The organism is Nocardiopsis aegyptia, assembly GCF_013410755.1.
GTDB lineage: Bacteria > Actinomycetota > Actinomycetes > Streptosporangiales > Streptosporangiaceae > Nocardiopsis > Nocardiopsis aegyptia.
The window spans coordinates 5,752,926-5,768,065 of the sequence record NZ_JACCFS010000001.1 but is presented as its reverse complement, the minus strand read 5'-3'; the positions used below and the strand labels follow the sequence as shown (position 1 = coordinate 5,768,065).

Sequence of the window (15,140 nt, the reverse complement as noted above, 5' to 3'; positions counted from 1 at the left end):
CTCCCTACCACTCGGCCTGGTTCTCGGCGACCATCTGGTTGTGCTCCTCCAGGGTCGAGGAGAAGCCCGTCTCCCCGTTCTCCGGGTCGATCAGCGCGAAGTAGAGGAAGTCCACGTCCGCGGGTTCCAGGGCGGCCTCGATGGCCTCCTGGCCGGGCGGCACGAAGGGCCCCTCGGGCAGTCCGGTCATGCCGTAGGTGCTGTAGCCCTGCGGATCGGCCTCACAGGCGTCGCGCTGCTCGTCGTTGAGGAAGGTGCCGTGCTCCCCCAGGACGTAGAAGCAGGTGCTGTCCATCTGGAGCTCCATGCCGAGCGCCAGCCGGTTGTGCACGACGGCGGAGATGCGCGGCATGTCCTCCTCGTTGCCGGTCTCGGCCTGCACGATGGAGGCGATCGCCATGATCTCGTTGGGGTCGCGGTCGATGGCGGCGGCGCGCTCCTCCAGCTCGATCTCCTCGGCGACCTGGTTGAAGTGCGACACCATGGTCCGCAGCACCACTCCGGCCTCGGTGCCCGCGTCGAAGCTGTAGGTCTCGGGGAAGAGGTAGCCCTCGGGACCGGCGGTGGCGTACTCGGGCAGGTTGAGGTTGTCGACGTCGGCGTAGGCCTCCTCGAAGTCGGCCACGGGGATGCCCAGCTCCGTGGACAGGTGCTCGAAGATGTCCTCCGAGCGCAGTCCCTCGCGGACCGTGACCCGGCCGCCGAGCCGGTTGTCCGCGTCCAGCAGCGCGGTGACCGCGCTCTCGCCGCTCATGCCCTCGGCGAGGGAGTAGCTGCCGGGCACGAGGCCCTCACCGAGCTCCTCCGGAGGCACCGCGTCCAGGGCGTTGGTGAAGGCCCGTGTGCTCGCCACGACCCCCGCGTCGGTCAGGTTCTCGCCCACGGCGGTGCCGGTGTCGCCCTGCTCGATGGTGAAGACGACCTCGCCACTGCCCTCGCCGCTGTAGTCGGCGGGGAAGACGTAGGTGCGCACGACCCCGTACCCGCCGCCCACGACGACGAGGACCAGCACGAGCACGAGCGCGATCATCATGCCCTTGCCGCCGCGCCTGCGGCGGGCCTTGCCCGATCCGCCCTTGCGCTGGCGGGCCTGCTTGGCGCGCCGCTTCATCTCACGCTGCCGCCGGCTGTTGCCGTAGGCGGCGGCGATGTCGTCGAGCGCCGGTTCCTCGTACTCGGCGTAGTAGTCCTGCTCGTCCTCGTCAGCCTCCGGCTCGGGCTCCGGCTCGGGCACGTACTCCTCGCGCGGGTCCTCGACGTCGAACCCGTCCGAGGCGCGACGGCCCCGGCCCCGCCTGCGACGGCGGCGGAAGGGCTCGTCGGGCTTGCCGCGCCTGCGGCGCGAGCGCCGGGCGACCGGTTCCTCGTCCTCGGGCTCCTCGACGGGCGCCTCGCTCGGGGCGAATTCATCCTCCTCGCCCGGGCCGGTGGCCCGGCCGCGGCGGCCGACGGGCTCCTCGACCTGCTCGAAGGAACCCGACTCGAAGGGTCCCCGCTCGAAGGGGCCCGAGTCGGCCGCGTCCGGCTCCTGCGGGGCGTCGGCCAGGAAGGCGTCGGGCGCGGGCTCCTCCGTCCGGCGGGCACGCCTGGCGCGGCGGCCGACCGGCTCCTCGTCGCGGAAGGCCTCGACGGGCGCCTCCCCGGTCGCGTGGCCCTCGTCGGGCGTCTGCGCGGCGCGGCCGCGGCGGCGGCCGCCACGGCCGCGACGTGCCCGGCCCCGGGGCTCCTCCACCTGTTCGAAGGAACCCGACTCGACCGGGGCGCCCTGCTCGAAGGGGTCCGGGTCGAAGGCGGCCGGCTCCTGAGGAGCGTCGGCGAGGAAGGCCCCCTCGTCGGGCGCGGGCTCCTCCGTGCGACGGGCGCGCTTGCGACGGCCGAGGCGCCCCCGGGGCTCCTCCTCCTGCGGCGGCGGTTCTGGATCGCGGCCGCGGCGGCGTCCGCGCCGGGGGCTGTCCTCGGGTTCGCTGACCACGGCGAAGGCGCCGGTGTCGGCGGACTGGTGCACCCCGGGGAACGCACCGGTGTCGAAGACGCTGTCGTCCTCGGGGACGTCGGAGAAGAAGCCGCCCTCGTCCGGGTCGGGTGCCCGCTTGGCGCGCTTGCGGCGGGCGCGGCGGCCGACCGGCTCGTCGGGCTCGACGAAGGCGCCCGCCTCCGGGCGCGCGTCGGCGGGGCCCGGCGCGGGGGCTTCGCGGCGCGCGCGGCGCCCGCGGCGCGGGGGCTCCTCGGGTTCGACCGGCGGCTGTGGGGCCTCGGCTGCGGGGGGTGTCTGCGGGGCGGAGGGAGTGGGGGATCCCAGACCGGCGAGCGCCGCCAGCCCGTCCTGGGTCGGGTCCGGCGGCGCGGGCCGTCGGCCCTGGCGTGCGCCGGGGGGCGGCGTACCGGGCGGCTGTGCCGTGGGCGGCTGCGCGGCGCCGGGGGCGGGCAGGGGGCCGGTGCCACCGGCCGGAGGCTGGGGCGCGGCGGGGCCGCCGCCCTGGCGCTGTGCGGCCGAGCGCGCGGCGCGGCTGCCGCGCAGGGCCTCGGCCGCGCCGCCCCTGCGGGTCTGATCGCCCTGGGGCGCGGCGCCGGTGCGTCGCGGCGGCTCGCCCTGCGGCTCGGCCGTCCGGTGGCGGCGTCCGGTGGGCGGGGGTCCGCCCGGGCCCAGCGGGTCGTAGTGGTCCTCCGGCCGCGGTGCGTACTGGGGGGTACGGAACTCACCGGTGGACGTGTTCGGCGGGCCGACGGGGCCGCCGGCGTCGGGCGGGCCCGGACGCGCCCGGCGTCCGCGCGACGGCGGCTGCGCGGCGAGCGGGTCGGTCAGCGGGTCGTAGTCGTAGCCGCCCTCGCGGTCAGCCCGCCCACGGTAGGGATTATCGGGGTAATCATCCCTGTCGTTCATCGGAGTCTCCTTGGCTGGAGCGGACGATCTCGCCCGGGGGATGGCCTGTTGACCGTTCCTGGTCCAAGGCGCTCTGGAGGAGGACCGTGGCCGCGGCCTGGTCGATGACGGACCTGCGCGCCTGGCCGCCCTTGGCGCCCTTCCTGCCGAAGGAGGCGCCGGAGAGCAGCTGACCCTGGGCGGTCACGGTGGTGAGTCGTTCGTCCACCAGCCGGACGGGGATCGGGTCCAGGAGCCTGGCGAGGGTGTTCGCGAACGCGCGGGCGGACCGGGCCGCCGGTCCCTCCTCGCCGGACAGGGACGCGGGGTGGCCCACGACGACTTCGCGTGCCTCCCGTTCCACGACGAGCCTGGCGATCCGGTCGAGGTCGCCCCTGCCGCGCCGCACGGTCTCCACCGGGCTCGCGAGCGTACCACTGGGGTCGCTCGCGGCGACCCCGATCCGGGCGTTGCCTGGGTCGATCGCCAGGCGCACACCATGCCTCAAGAGGACGTCTCCCACGACCCGGGGACGGTACACGGGCGGGCAGTGCCGTCGAAGGCACGGCACCGCGGCTGGGAAATCCTCAACACGGTGGTCCTGTTCATCAGCTGGATCGCGGGCGCGGCCGCGCAGACAGCCGTGTGATCGGCTGTGACGCGCCACAGTATGCCCGATTCGATGACGGTGCGCAGCCTCGCTGGGCGTCGCCGTCGTTCATGTGCTCCGCAGGGCCCGCTGATCGCCAGGCGTACGCGTGGCGACGGGGACCGGGTCGGGGCACGTACCCGTCAGAGTGTAAGCCACCCGAGTGGGACGTTGGGGCATGCAAGGGCCCACCGCGCGCCCGTGGGAGCCCCGCACGGGGCGGCGGACGGTGCCCGGTCTGCCTCTCCCGGGGTGGCCGTTCGGGGGGCGGCGCTCCCCGACGGCACCGGCGGAGGGCTCGCGCCGGGCGGCGTGGAGGGCGGGACCGCCCAGGTAGCACGGGGTGGGGTCACGCACCGCGCACCACTCGCCACACCCGCGGGCGGTGTGGTCCGCTCCGGCGCACCGCCGACCGCGGCGCGCCGACCGGGCGCCCACGGACATCGGCACGGTCACGCGATCGTGCGGCCCGCGAGATCGCGAATTCACGAACGGGGGCGGGACCGCGTGGTCCCGCCCCCGTCAGGTGTGTGCGTCGCCGTCGGCTAGGCCGACGCCACGCGCGCCTCCACGGCGCGCAGCGCCTCGTCGACCTTGCCGACGTCCTTGCCGCCGCCCTGGGCGATGTCCGGCTTGCCGCCGCCACCGCCGCCGAGCGCGCGGGCCGCGATGCCGACCAGCTCGCCCGCCTTGATCCCGGCCCGCTGCGCGGCCTTGTTCACCGCGATGACCACGACCGGGCGGTCCTTGGGCACGGCGGTCATCGCCACGACCACCGGCTCGTCCTCACCGAGGCGGCCGCGCACGTCCAGGACCAGCGTGCGCAGGTCGTCGGCGCTCGCGCCCTCGGGCGCGGACTCGGCCACCACGAGCGCCGAGCCGTGCCGGCGCGCCCCGTCGGCGAGCTTCCCGGCCGACTGGAGCACCTGCGCGGCCCGCATCCTCTCGATCTCCTTCTCCGCCGCGCGCAGCCGGGAGACCATGGTGTCGATGCGCTCGGGCAGTTCCTCGCGGGGCGTCTTGAGCTGCTCGGAGAGCTGTCCGACCAGCGCCGACTCCTTGGACAGGCGCTTGAACGCGTCCACGCCCACCGCCGCCTCCACGCGGCGCACGCCCGAACCGATCGAGGACTCCCCCAGCAGCTTGACGATGCCCAGCCGGGACGTGGAGCCCACGTGGGTGCCACCGCACAGCTCGACGGAGTAGTCGCTCATCTCGACCACGCGCACGCGGTCGCCGTACTTCTCGCCGAACATGGCCAGGGCGCCCATCTTCAGCGCCTCGTCCAGGCTCTTCTCCTCCGTCCGGACCGGGATGTCCCCGGCCAGGACGTGGTTGACCTCCTCCTCGACCTCGCTGAGGCGCTCGGTGCCCAGCGCGCTGTCGGCGGTGAAGTCGAAGCGCAGCTGGCCGGGGCGGTTCTCCGAACCGGCCTGGCCCGCCGTCGGGCCCAGCGCGTTGCGCAGCGCCGAGTGGATGAGGTGTGTCGCGGAGTGGGAGCGCTCGATCGCGCGGCGGCGGCCGGTGTCGATGGAGGCGTGCACGGTGTCGTCCAGGACGATCTCGCCCTCGCGCACGGTCCCCCGGTGCACGAACAGGCCGGGCAGCGGCTTCTGGACGTCCTCGATGTCCACCACGCCGCGGCCGTCGACCGTCAGCGTGCCGGTGTCGGCCAGCTGGCCGCCGCTCTCGCCGTAGAACGGGGTGCGGTCCAGGACGATCTCGACCTTCTCGCCCGCGCGCGCGGCGGGGGCGGCGACGCCGCCGACGACCAGGCCCTTGACCTGGGACTCGCTGGCGGAGTCGGTGTAGCCGAGGAACTCCGTCCGCCCGGCGCCCTCCAGCAGGCGCGCGTACAGCGAGACGTCCGCGTTGCCGAGCTTCTTGGCCTTGGCGTCGGCCTTGGCGGTGTCCTTCTGCCGCTGCATGAGTTCGCGGAACGACGTCTCGTCCACGGTCAGGCCCTGCTCGGCCGCCATCTCCAGGGTGAGGTCGATGGGGAAGCCGTAGGTGTCGTGCAGCTGGAAGGCGTCCGAGCCGGAGAACTGGGTGCCGCCCGCCTGGCGGGTGCGCTCGGCCGCGCGGCCGAAGAGCGCCGTGCCCGCGCGCAGGGTGTCGGCGAAGTTCTTCTCCTCGTTGTCGATGACCCCGTGGATGACGTCGGCCTTGTCCAGCAGGTCGGGGTAGATGTCCTTCATCGCGTCGATGCTGACCGTGGTCAGCTCGTGCAGGAAGAGGGTGTCGCTCTCCCCCGAGAGCAGGCGCAGGTTGCGGATGGAGCGGCGCAGGATGCGGCGCAGGACGTATCCGGCCTTCTCGTTGCCGGGCTTGACGCCGTCGCCGACGAGCATCACGGCGCTGCGCACGTGATCGGCGACCACGCGCAGCATGACGTCGTGGTCGTGGTCGTCGCCGTAGCTCGTACCGGTCAGTTCCGCGGCGCGGTGCAGGACGCGGCCGATGATGTCGGTCTCGTAGATGTTGTCGACGCCCTGCAGGACCGCCGCGAGGCGCTCCAGGCCCAGGCCGGTGTCGATGTTCTTCTTGGGCAGCTCACCGAGGATGGGGAAGCCGCCCTTGTCGCCGCCCTCGCCCCGCTCGTACTGCATGAAGACGAGGTTCCAGATCTCGATGTATCGGTTCTCGTCCGCCTCGGGACCGCCCTCGACGCCGTACTCGGGGCCGCGGTCGTAGAAGATCTCGGAGCAGGGGCCGCAGGGGCCGGGCACGCCCATGGACCAGTAGTTCTCCTCCATGCCCATGCGCTGGATGCGCTCGGGGCGCACGCCGACCTTGTCGCGCCAGATCTCCGCGGCCTCGTCGTCGTCCAGGTAGACGGTCACCCACAGCTTCTCCGGGTCGATACCGAAGCCGCCGTCCTCGACGGGCGTGGTGACCAGTTCCCACGCCAGCGGGATCGCCGTCTCCTTGAAGTAGTCGCCGAAGGAGAAGTTGCCGAGCATCTGGAAGAAGGTCGCGTGCCGGGAGGTCTTGCCGACCTCCTCGATGTCCTTGGTGCGGATGCACTTCTGGACGCTGGTGGCCGTGCTGTAGTCGGGCGTGCGCTGGCCCAGGAAGTAGGGCTTGAACGGGACCATGCCTGCGGGCACCAGCAGCAGCGTGGGGTCTTCGGCGATGAGGCTTGCCGAGGGCACCACGGTGTGTCCGTTCTTCTCGAAGAAACTGAGGAAGCGGCGCGCGATCTCTGCCGTCTCCATTGATGCCCTCCTGTGCTTGGCTGCGCCGCCCGGGGCGACGTGGGGGTCCCGTGGGCGGGACCGTCGTGTGGTGTGCTCGGTGGTGGCCCATCGTAGAGGGAACCGCCACACCGGCGCGCGTGGTTTGCGGCGGCCGCCGGAGACCCGCTCTGGTGACGACAACGGCGGCGGCTGCGTTGTTCCAAGGCTATCGTCGCTGGCCACCGCGCGGGTCCCCGGCGGGCCTCGCGGACACGGCGGCCCCGGCCCGGCGCCAGGAGTCCGGCCGTGCGCAGGGGGAGGGCCATCGGGGGGAGCCCGGCGATCGGGCGATCGGGCGCCGGCCCGAGCGCATCGGCGGGCCGGTGGACCGACTCACCGGTCCACCGGCCCGCGCGGTATCGGCCGGGGAGGGCACTCACGCCCTCGCGGCCCGTACGGTCAGTGCTTCATGTGCAGCGGGCCGCAGGCGGCCGGGTTGGTGGCCTCCATGGGCAGGGCCGGGTCGAGTTCACTGGCGCCGAGGACGTCACCGTAGGTCCCGTCGCCGTCGTAGTCGATGCCGTGGACCACGATCACGGCGTTGTCCGCGCGAACCGCGTCCGCCGCGGCCTGGCTGAGGTCGAACGTGCGGTCGTAGGTGAAGGCCCCGCCGGGAGCGGTGGGAAAGCGGTCGACGGCCAGGCCGCTGTCCGCACTGGTGTCGCCCTCCGTGGTGAGCGAGGTCTCCACGGCCCCGTAGGCGTCCAGCCCGTCGACCGTGCTGAGGGCCCGCCGCCCGTTGTGAATGCCCGCGTCGTAGTCGGTCGGGCACTCCCCCCGCCCTCCGATGTGGATGTGCTGCGCGTGGGGATGGTCGGCCAGTATCTCGTCGACCTCGATGCGCACCCGCGCGGTGTTGCCGTCCAGCCAGACCGTGGTGGTCCCGGACGCCTCCGAGTTGTTGACCGTCACGGGCCGCAGTTCGGCCTCGAACCTCTCGATGCCGTCGTAACCCGACCAGTCGGCGGCCTGGGCGCTGCCCACCGCCAAGGGAACGGTCGCGGTGGCCGCGGCGGCAAGACACAGGAATCGCTTCGTGAAACTCATGGCACCTTCCGGAGCAAGGGACAATACCTAGAGCGATATTATCATCACTCTAGGTAATTCCTTTATCCCTTACCTCCACCCGCCTCCGCGAAACCCGCACTCGCTCCGACACGCGACCGGGCTCAGCCTGAGGAAGGCGACGGCGCCTGATACTGGAACCGGCCGTCGGCGTCCGGTTCCGGCAGGGCGCGCCGCCCCTTGCGCGGCGCGTACCGCCGCAGGAGTTCGGCCTCCTGGTCGCGGACCGCGTCGGCCAGGTCCTCGTTGAGCTCGCGCAGGGCGCCCCGGTACTCGGTGACCTGCCCCTCGACCCGGTCGGCGAGGCCGCCCGGGCTCATGGCCCGGCGGGCGCGGTTGAACCGGTGCACCGCGTAGCCGCCCAGGGCGGCGCCGGCGGCGAGGTAGAAGAGTCGGCCGATCACCGGCGGGCCTCCTTGCGGCGGCGGCTGCGCACGAGCGCCAGGGTGCGGCGCTCGCCGAGGACGCGGCGCACGGCGTAGGAGAACGAGGCCACCTTGACCAGGGGCCCGGTGACCACCGACCGCGTCAGCGCGGTGACCGTGGACACGTCCTCCGACGTGGCCTGCATGTTGGCGGTGATCTCTTCGACCCGTTCGAGCGAGGTGTTGGTGCGCTCCACCGTGGAGGCGACGTCCTCCAGCAGCGGAGGCGTGCGGTCGCCCAGGTCGGAGACGACCCGGGTCGCCGCGTTGATGAGCTTGATGAGTCTGACGAGCGCCACGCACAGGAACGTGGCCAGCACCGCCCAGACCACCGCGGCGATGAGCGCGGCGACGTCCACTCCGGTCAGCATGCGTGCTCCGAGGGCAGATAGAGGGCTTCTTAGTCGGGACGGGGTCCCCCGCCGTCTCGGTCCGGGGGTGCGTCCGGGGTCGGGGGGACCGGCGACTGCGCCGGGTCCGGCCTCCCGAGAGGGACCGGTGCCGAGCGTCGGATTCACCGCCCGGTCCGGTTTCGGCCGACCCTATCGCGTCCAGGGGTCGTCCGGGCGGGCACGCCACGGTGTCCGTCGATCACATCCGCGTCGCGACCCGTGAACGAGTTGGCCGATCCGGGACACGCGTATCGACGTTCGGGCGTCCCTCCAGGACAATCACTACAGAGCGGGATCTTCACTACGATGTCCGGACACTCCGCCGACCCGCGGCCGTAGAAGCACCGACAGGACCCCCATGAGCCCACGTTCTCCCCGAGAGATCTCCGTACTGGTCCCCCCGGACCTGGCGCCCCTGTACCCGGACGACCCCGCACGGATCGGCCCGTACTTCGTCCTCGGCAGGCTGGGCCAGGGGTCCACCGGCACGGTCTACGCGGCCGTGGACGCCTCCTCCGCCGCTTCCGCCGACCGCCTCGTGGCCGTGAAGACCCTGCGCGCCCCCGAACTGGACTCCCCCGACATCTATCCGGCGCTGGCCGAGCGCCTGCGCGCCCTGGCCTCCGTCGACTCGCCCCGCGTGGTCACGCCGCTGGCCTTCGACAGTGACGCGAACCCGCCGTGGCTGGCCATGCCCTACCTCGCGGGAGAGCGGCTCTCGCACTACGTCACCAAGCGCGGCGGCCTGGGTACCGGCAAGCTCATCGCGCTGGCCACCGGCCTGGCCGAAGGGCTCGCGGCCCTGCACGCGCGCGGGGTGGCGCACGGGTCGCTGCGCCCGAGCGAGGTCCTGTTGGAGTCGCACGGCCCGCACATCATGGAGTGCGCCGTCCCCGCTTCCGCGGCACGGCTGCGCGGGTCGGGCGCCACGTGGCTCGGACCCGAGCGCTACCGCGGCGGCGTGGCCACGCCCGCCGCCGACGTCTTCGCCTGGGGCGCCGTCGTGGCCTTCGCCGGCACCGGCCGGCTGCCCTTCGGGACCGGCGAACCCGACGAGATCGCCGAGCGCGCCGCCCGGGGCGCCTTCAACCTCGACGGCCTGGCCAAGGGGCTGCAGCCCGTGGTCGGCCGCGCCCTGTCCCCCGATCCGGACGAGCGCCCCGGCCTGCGCGAGGTCACCGGCGCCGTCATCGCGGTCTGGCAGGCGCAGAACGCGGACGACGCCCCGGCGCCCGGCCGCGACGAACTGGCGCTGATCCTGGAGCGCGAGTGGCACGCGGTCGAGCCGCCCGCTCGGGTGCCCGAGGTCATCCGGCTGGAGGGCCGCCTGTCCGGGCGCCGGCCCACGCGCGCGCTGTTCCTGGCGGGGACCGCGGCCCTGGCGCTCGGCCTGGTCGGGACCGGGGTGTGGGGCGTCGCCCAGCTCGTGGGCGAGGGACCGGAGGAGGAGCTGGTCTCGGAGGTCGCCGACGAGGAGGAGGCGGCCGCGGAGGAGTCCGAGCCGGAGGAGGACCTGACGATGGTCGTCCGCATCGACCCGGCCGAGCAGGAGTCCCCGGAGACCGGACCCTGGGTGTACACGCCGGTGGTCCACCCCGTGGAGGAGAGCGGTGAGCCGATCACCGGCCAGGGCGTGCCCAGCCACGACGAGTGGGCCGGGCAGTGGGAGGAGGCGGGCGAGCCCGGCGAGGCGGTCATCGCGCCCGACGCCGAGGTGCTGTGCGCGAAGTTCTGCGCCGCCCCCGACCACGTGTTCATCGACGAGGACGGGCGCGGTACGTGGGAGCTGACCGGCCAGGACTTCATCGAGTACCTGTCCTGGGGCCCGGTGGTGATCGTGGAGGTCACCTTCGCCGAGGCGGAGGGCGAGGGCCCGAGGGAGATCGTGTCGGTCGTGGAGCGCTTCACCAACTGAGGCGGCCGAGGTCCGGGCGGCCGGCGCTCACGGCGGCGCGGCGGCCGCCCGTTCGAGGAGTTCCATCCGCTCGCGGAGTTCGTCCACCAGGTCCGGGGCCACGATCCGGTCCCTCTGCGCGCGCGTGCGGGCGCGGACCAGGAGGGTCAGCAGCGTGCCGGCGGCGGTCCCGGTGAAGGTGACGGTGTTGACGAGCTCCTCCTCGGTCCGCGGGTACCCGGCGGGGTCCTCGAAGACCTCCGTGGACACGATCCGCTCGCCCGGCACGATCTCCCGGAAGTACCCGTGGAAGGCGATCTCGTCGCCCTCGACCTCCATCGCGTACCGCCACCGCCCGCCGACGCGCAGGTCGATGCGGACGTCGGTCGTCCGCCCGCCCCGCCCGGCCCACCAGCGGTGCACGAGATCGGGCGCGGTCCAGGCCCGGTAGGCGCGGTGCGGCGGGACGGCCAGTTCCGCGGTCACCAGGATCTGGTCGTCGCCGGGCAGGGTCATCGTCAGACGCGTGTCGGTCGCCACCGCGCTCACCCCCGTGCGCTGCCGGGCGGTCGCCCACGAGTGTTCCTACCCCGATGGCGCCGGGGCGACCTGGGCGCCGGGGGTCAGCGGCCGCCCTTGACGACGCCCCGGATACGCTGGAGGACCTCGCCGAAGCGCCGTTCGGCGCCGTGCGCGGTGGGGCGGTAGTACTGGCGGTCGACGAGTTCGTCGGGCGCGTACTGCTGGTCCACGACGCCGCCGGGGAAGTCGTGCGCGTTCCGGTAGCCCTTGCCGTGCCCGAGCTCGGCGGCGCCCTTGTAGTGCCCGTCGCGCAGGTGGCCCGGCACCTGTCCGATCCGTCCGGCGCGCACGTCGGCGATGGCGGAGTCCACGGCGGAGATCACGGCGTTGGACTTGGGCGCCAGGCTGATGTGGATGACCGCCTGGGCCAGGTTGATGCGCGCCTCCGGCATGCCGATGAGGTCGACCGCCTGCGCGGCGGCGACGGCGGTCTGCAATGCGGTGGGGTCGGCCATGCCCACGTCCTCGCTGGCGTGCACCACGATCCGGCGGGCGATGAAGCGGGGGTCCTCCCCCGCCTCGAACATGCGGGCCAGGTAGTGCAGGGCCGCGTCGGGATCGCTGCCGCGCATGCTCTTGATGAACGCGCTGATGACGTCGTAGTGCTGGTCGCCGGAGCGGTCGTAGCGCACCGCGTGCCGGTCGACCGCCCGCTCGACGTGCTCGGCGGTGATGGTGACGGGTTCGGAGACGGGGGAGGGTTCTGCGCCGGAGGCGTCCGTTGAGGGTGGACCTCCCCCACTCGAAGTGCCCCCGGCCGGTGGCGGGAGACGGGGCGGTCCAGAGACCAGGGCGCCGGCCTCCAGGTAGGTGAGGGAGCGCCGGCCGTCGCCTCCGGCCAGTCGGACGAGGTGGTCGGCGGCCTCCTCGGTGAGCGTGTAGCGCCCGCCCAGGCCGCGTTCGTCGGTCAGCGCGCGGTCGAGGAGGGCGCGCACGTCGTCCTCGTCCAACGACTCCAGGGTCAGCAGCAGCGACCGGGACAGCAGCGGGCTGACCACGGAGAAGAACGGGTTCTCGGTGGTGGCGCCGATGAAGCTCACCCAGCGGTTCTCCACGGCGGGCAGCAGGGCGTCCTGCTGGGTCTTGTTGAAGCGGTGGACCTCGTCCACGAACAGCAGGGTGCGGGTCCCGTGCATCCCCATGCGCCGCCGCGCCTCCTCCACGACCGCGCGGACGTCCTTCACGCCTGCGTTGACGGCGGACAGCTCCACGAACCGGCGCTTGGTGACACGGCTGACGACGCTGGCCAGGGTGGTCTTGCCCGTCCCGGGCGGCCCCCACAGGAACACGGACATGGGCGCGTCGTCCTCGACCAGGCGGCGCAGCGGGCTGCCCGGGCCCAGGAGGTGCTGCTGGCCCACGACCTCGTCCAGGGTGCGCGGCCGCATGCGGACGGCGAGTGGTTCCTGGCCCTTGGCGGCTTCGGACCCGGCATCGTCAAAGAGTGTTTCGGACACCCACCGAGACTAAGGGCTCTTCGGCGAGACCTCGCCCCGCGGTTGTACGTCGGCGGCCGCCTGTTCGGGGACGTGTCCGACGGGCTTGGCCATCCGGGTGATGAGCAGCGCGATGTCGTCGCCGCGTCCGGCGGGCGCCATCTCGGCCAGGACCTGCGCGGCGGCCTCGGGATCGTCGGCGTGGGCGGCCAGCGCCTCGCCGACCTGCGCCAACCCGTCCTGCATGGGCACCTCGGCGCTCTCCACGAGCCCGTCGGAGCACAGCAGCAGCGTGGTGCCGGGCTCCAGGACGCGCGTGGTGACGGTGTACTCGGTGTCCGGGAGCACGCCCAGGGGCGGGCCGGTCTCCGGCTCCCACAGGTCGTAGCGGCCGTCGGCGGCGAGGACGACGGGCGGCTGCCCGGCCCAGGCGGCCTGCATGACGCCGGTGGTGCGGTCCACGACCAGGTAGCCGCAGGTGGCGAAGACGATCTCGCCGGTCTCGGTGAGCAGGCGGTTGGTCTCGCCCAGCACCACGCCGGGGTCGGCCTGGTTGGTGGCGTAGGCGCGGAAGGCGACGCGGATCTGCCCCATGGCCGCGGCGGCCTCCACACCGTGCCCCTGGACGTCGCCGACGAGCAGTCCGACCTTGTCACCGGGCAGTTCGATGACGTCGTAGAAGTCGCCGCAGATGCGCCAGTCGGCCCGGGAGGGCAGGTACTTGGTGGCGATGTCCATGTCGGGGAAGCGCGCGACCTGGCGGGGCAGCATGCGGCGCTGCACGGCGTCGGCGAGCTCCAGTTCGGCCTGCTGGGCCTTGATGCGCTGCAGGGCCTGCCCGGCGAGGCCGGCGAAGGTGAGCATGAGGGCGCGCTCGTCGCGGCTGGCGTGGTGGGGCCGGCCCCACACCATCTGCCAGACGCCGAGGGCGACCTTGCCGTCGCCGAAGATCGGCACGGTCGCCCAGGCCTGCCCCTTGGTCACCGAGTCGCGCATGAGGACCTCGGCCGCGGGAAAGCGGCTGATGACCTCGGCGCGGGACTCGAAGAAGCGGGGCTGGCGGTCCTGGATGACCGCACCCATGGGGTAGTCGGTGTCGTCCGCGCGGCGGCCGTCGATGCGGTTGACGTTGGAGGTGAGCCGGCCGCTGGGCGAGGCCCGCAGCAGTCCGTCCTCGACGTAGAGCGCGATGGCCTGGATCCCGCCGAAGATCGGCAGGAACTCCTCGCTGAGCAGGTCCATCACCTTGTCGACGGTGGTCGCCGAGACCAGCTTGGAGGACAGCTCGGTGACCAGGCGCCCGTGCTCGGCCTCGGTGCGGCGCCGGTCGGCCAGGCGGCGGACCAGCTGGACGTGCTCGGTGACGTCGTCGATGATGCCGACCAGCCGGTCGGGCCGGCCGGGCACGAAGCGGGCGCGCACGTGCAGCGAGCGCTCGTCGCCGAGCCGGTCGAAGACGCGGAAGCGCTGTTCGTAGTCGCGTCCGGCGAAGGAGGCGGACATGGCGTCGCGGACGCGGGCGATGTCGTCGGGGTGCACCCGCTCCAGGATGCGTTCGAGCTCGCGGTCGCTGCCCGCCAGCAGCGCGCCGAGCGGGGTGGGGCCGAACAGCTCGTGCAGGCGCCCCGTGCTCAGGTCCAGGCTCCACAGGACGGAGTCGGAGTTGTCGGTGCGCAGCTCGCCGACCACGCGCAGGTCGGCCTCCTCGGTGGAGAGCACGTGGAGCAGCACCACCACACCGCCCGCGGAGTCGGGCGTGTCGCCGTTGACCGGCGGCAGGGGGCGCAGGTCGGCCTCGGCCAGCAGGACGCTCTTGTCCGCCAGGGCCAGGCGCAGGCGCACGCGCTGGCCGCCCTGCCCGGCGAGGGCCTCGGAGTGGGCGACGCTTCCCCGGTGGACGTCGTCGCCTTCGAGGAGGTCGTACCACGCCCGGCCGACGAGGTCGGCGGCCTCACGCCCGAACAGATCGGTGAAGGCCTGGTTGGCGTGCAGGATCGCGCCGTCGTCCCGGGTGAGCACCATGGGCTCGGGGGCATGGGAGAACGCCTCCGCGAGCGCGTTCTCGGAGCCATCGCCTGAGGCGCGTTTTCCGTTCACGTATGACTCATCCTCATGTCGTCTCGGACGTCGCACACCCGCGTCCAGGCGCGGTCACCCCTGTGCGCGTACCGATTCGGATCATTCTAGTGTCCGGGGCAGGCGCGATCCGGGGAGGGGAACGGGTGGGCTGTGGGGACCTCGGTCCGCCGACACGTCCCCGACCTCGTTGAACTCCGGACTCACAGCCTCGCCAGTGAAATGCGTGAGCGCCGAATTCCACACTCCCGCCGGCACTGGACGCACCCCAGGGCGTGAATCGTTACGCTCGTGTGACTGAATACCGCACAATGCACTCCGACCCCACAATGACCGCCGGCACAGGCGGTTCCAGTGGTGCACGGCGCTCACTCCAGGGCACGTGCGACTCGTGGTGCGAGTGGGGTGATTCGCCCCCAACGGTAAGGGATGGCGGCGACGTTCGCATCCGGGCGGGCCCTTCGTGTCCAGGATCGGCCGTGTTCACTCCCATGAATTTCGACCCGTATCCGCTGGATATGT

11 protein-coding genes are annotated in these 15,140 nt (G+C 73.1%); 2 read left to right on the top strand and 9 right to left on the bottom strand.

Features of this window, described 5'->3' with window-relative positions:
* Window positions 1-4 precede the first annotated feature (4 nt).
* Window positions 5-2,881 carry an endolytic transglycosylase MltG gene (gene mltG / locus HNR10_RS25810; RefSeq protein ID WP_179827887.1) on the bottom strand — a complete coding sequence of 959 codons (2,877 nt, stop codon included), beginning with the start codon at window positions 2,879-2,881 and terminating at the stop codon, window positions 5-7.
* Window positions 2,865-3,368: a Holliday junction resolvase RuvX gene (gene ruvX / locus HNR10_RS25805; RefSeq protein WP_179827885.1), complete on the bottom strand. Its 504-nt coding sequence runs from the start codon at window positions 3,366-3,368 to the stop codon at window positions 2,865-2,867. The genes mltG and ruvX overlap by 17 nt, the downstream gene beginning before the upstream one ends.
* Between ruvX and HNR10_RS25800 the strand changes: the two genes are divergently transcribed.
* Entirely contained in the window at window positions 3,360-3,509 is a 150-nt protein-coding gene (locus HNR10_RS25800; RefSeq protein WP_179827884.1) for a hypothetical protein, read from the top strand. The genes ruvX and HNR10_RS25800 overlap by 9 nt on opposite strands.
* Before the next feature lie 545 nt (window positions 3,510-4,054).
* Here HNR10_RS25800 and alaS read toward each other — a convergent pair.
* The 4 genes from alaS to HNR10_RS25780 all read right to left on the bottom strand — a co-directional run bounded on the left by alaS (window position 4,055) and on the right by HNR10_RS25780 (window position 8,609).
* Complete coding sequence (gene alaS, locus HNR10_RS25795; protein ID WP_179827882.1) at window positions 4,055-6,727, bottom strand: alanine--tRNA ligase; 2,673 nt, start codon at window positions 6,725-6,727, stop codon at window positions 4,055-4,057.
* A gap of 420 nt (window positions 6,728-7,147) precedes the next feature.
* On the bottom strand, window positions 7,148-7,795 hold the full coding sequence (locus tag HNR10_RS25790; RefSeq protein WP_179827880.1) for a hypothetical protein: 648 nt from the start codon (window positions 7,793-7,795) through the stop codon (window positions 7,148-7,150).
* A 122-nt stretch (window positions 7,796-7,917) separates the two neighbouring features.
* The gene (locus tag HNR10_RS25785) at window positions 7,918-8,217 is read right to left on the bottom strand and encodes a hypothetical protein (protein ID WP_179827878.1); all 300 of its coding nucleotides are present in this window, start codon (window positions 8,215-8,217) and stop codon (window positions 7,918-7,920) included.
* Window positions 8,214-8,609 (bottom strand): DUF948 domain-containing protein, encoded by a 396-nt coding sequence (locus tag HNR10_RS25780; RefSeq protein ID WP_179827876.1) that lies wholly within the window; start codon window positions 8,607-8,609, stop codon window positions 8,214-8,216. Before HNR10_RS25780 ends, HNR10_RS25785 begins: the two co-directional genes overlap by 4 nt.
* A gap of 379 nt (window positions 8,610-8,988) precedes the next feature.
* On the opposite strand from HNR10_RS25780, the gene HNR10_RS25775 reads away from it, so the two are divergent.
* Window positions 8,989-10,545, top strand: coding sequence for a serine/threonine-protein kinase (locus HNR10_RS25775; protein ID WP_179827875.1), 1,557 nt, complete (start codon window positions 8,989-8,991; stop codon window positions 10,543-10,545).
* Window positions 10,546-10,572: 27 nt separating this feature from the next.
* Here HNR10_RS25775 and HNR10_RS25770 read toward each other — a convergent pair whose 3' ends face one another.
* From HNR10_RS25770 to HNR10_RS25760, 3 genes are all read right to left on the bottom strand, one after another.
* A complete protein-coding gene (locus HNR10_RS25770; protein ID WP_218898025.1) occupies window positions 10,573-11,064 on the bottom strand; it encodes an SRPBCC domain-containing protein in 492 nt (163 codons plus the stop codon).
* 83 nt (window positions 11,065-11,147) lie between these two features.
* Window positions 11,148-12,563: a replication-associated recombination protein A gene (locus HNR10_RS25765; protein WP_179827873.1), complete on the bottom strand. Its 1,416-nt coding sequence runs from the start codon at window positions 12,561-12,563 to the stop codon at window positions 11,148-11,150.
* 9 nt (window positions 12,564-12,572) lie between these two features.
* Window positions 12,573-14,639 carry a SpoIIE family protein phosphatase gene (locus tag HNR10_RS25760; RefSeq protein WP_179827871.1) on the bottom strand — a complete coding sequence of 689 codons (2,067 nt, stop codon included), beginning with the start codon at window positions 14,637-14,639 and terminating at the stop codon, window positions 12,573-12,575.
* Between the last annotated feature and the right edge of the window lie 501 nt (window positions 14,640-15,140).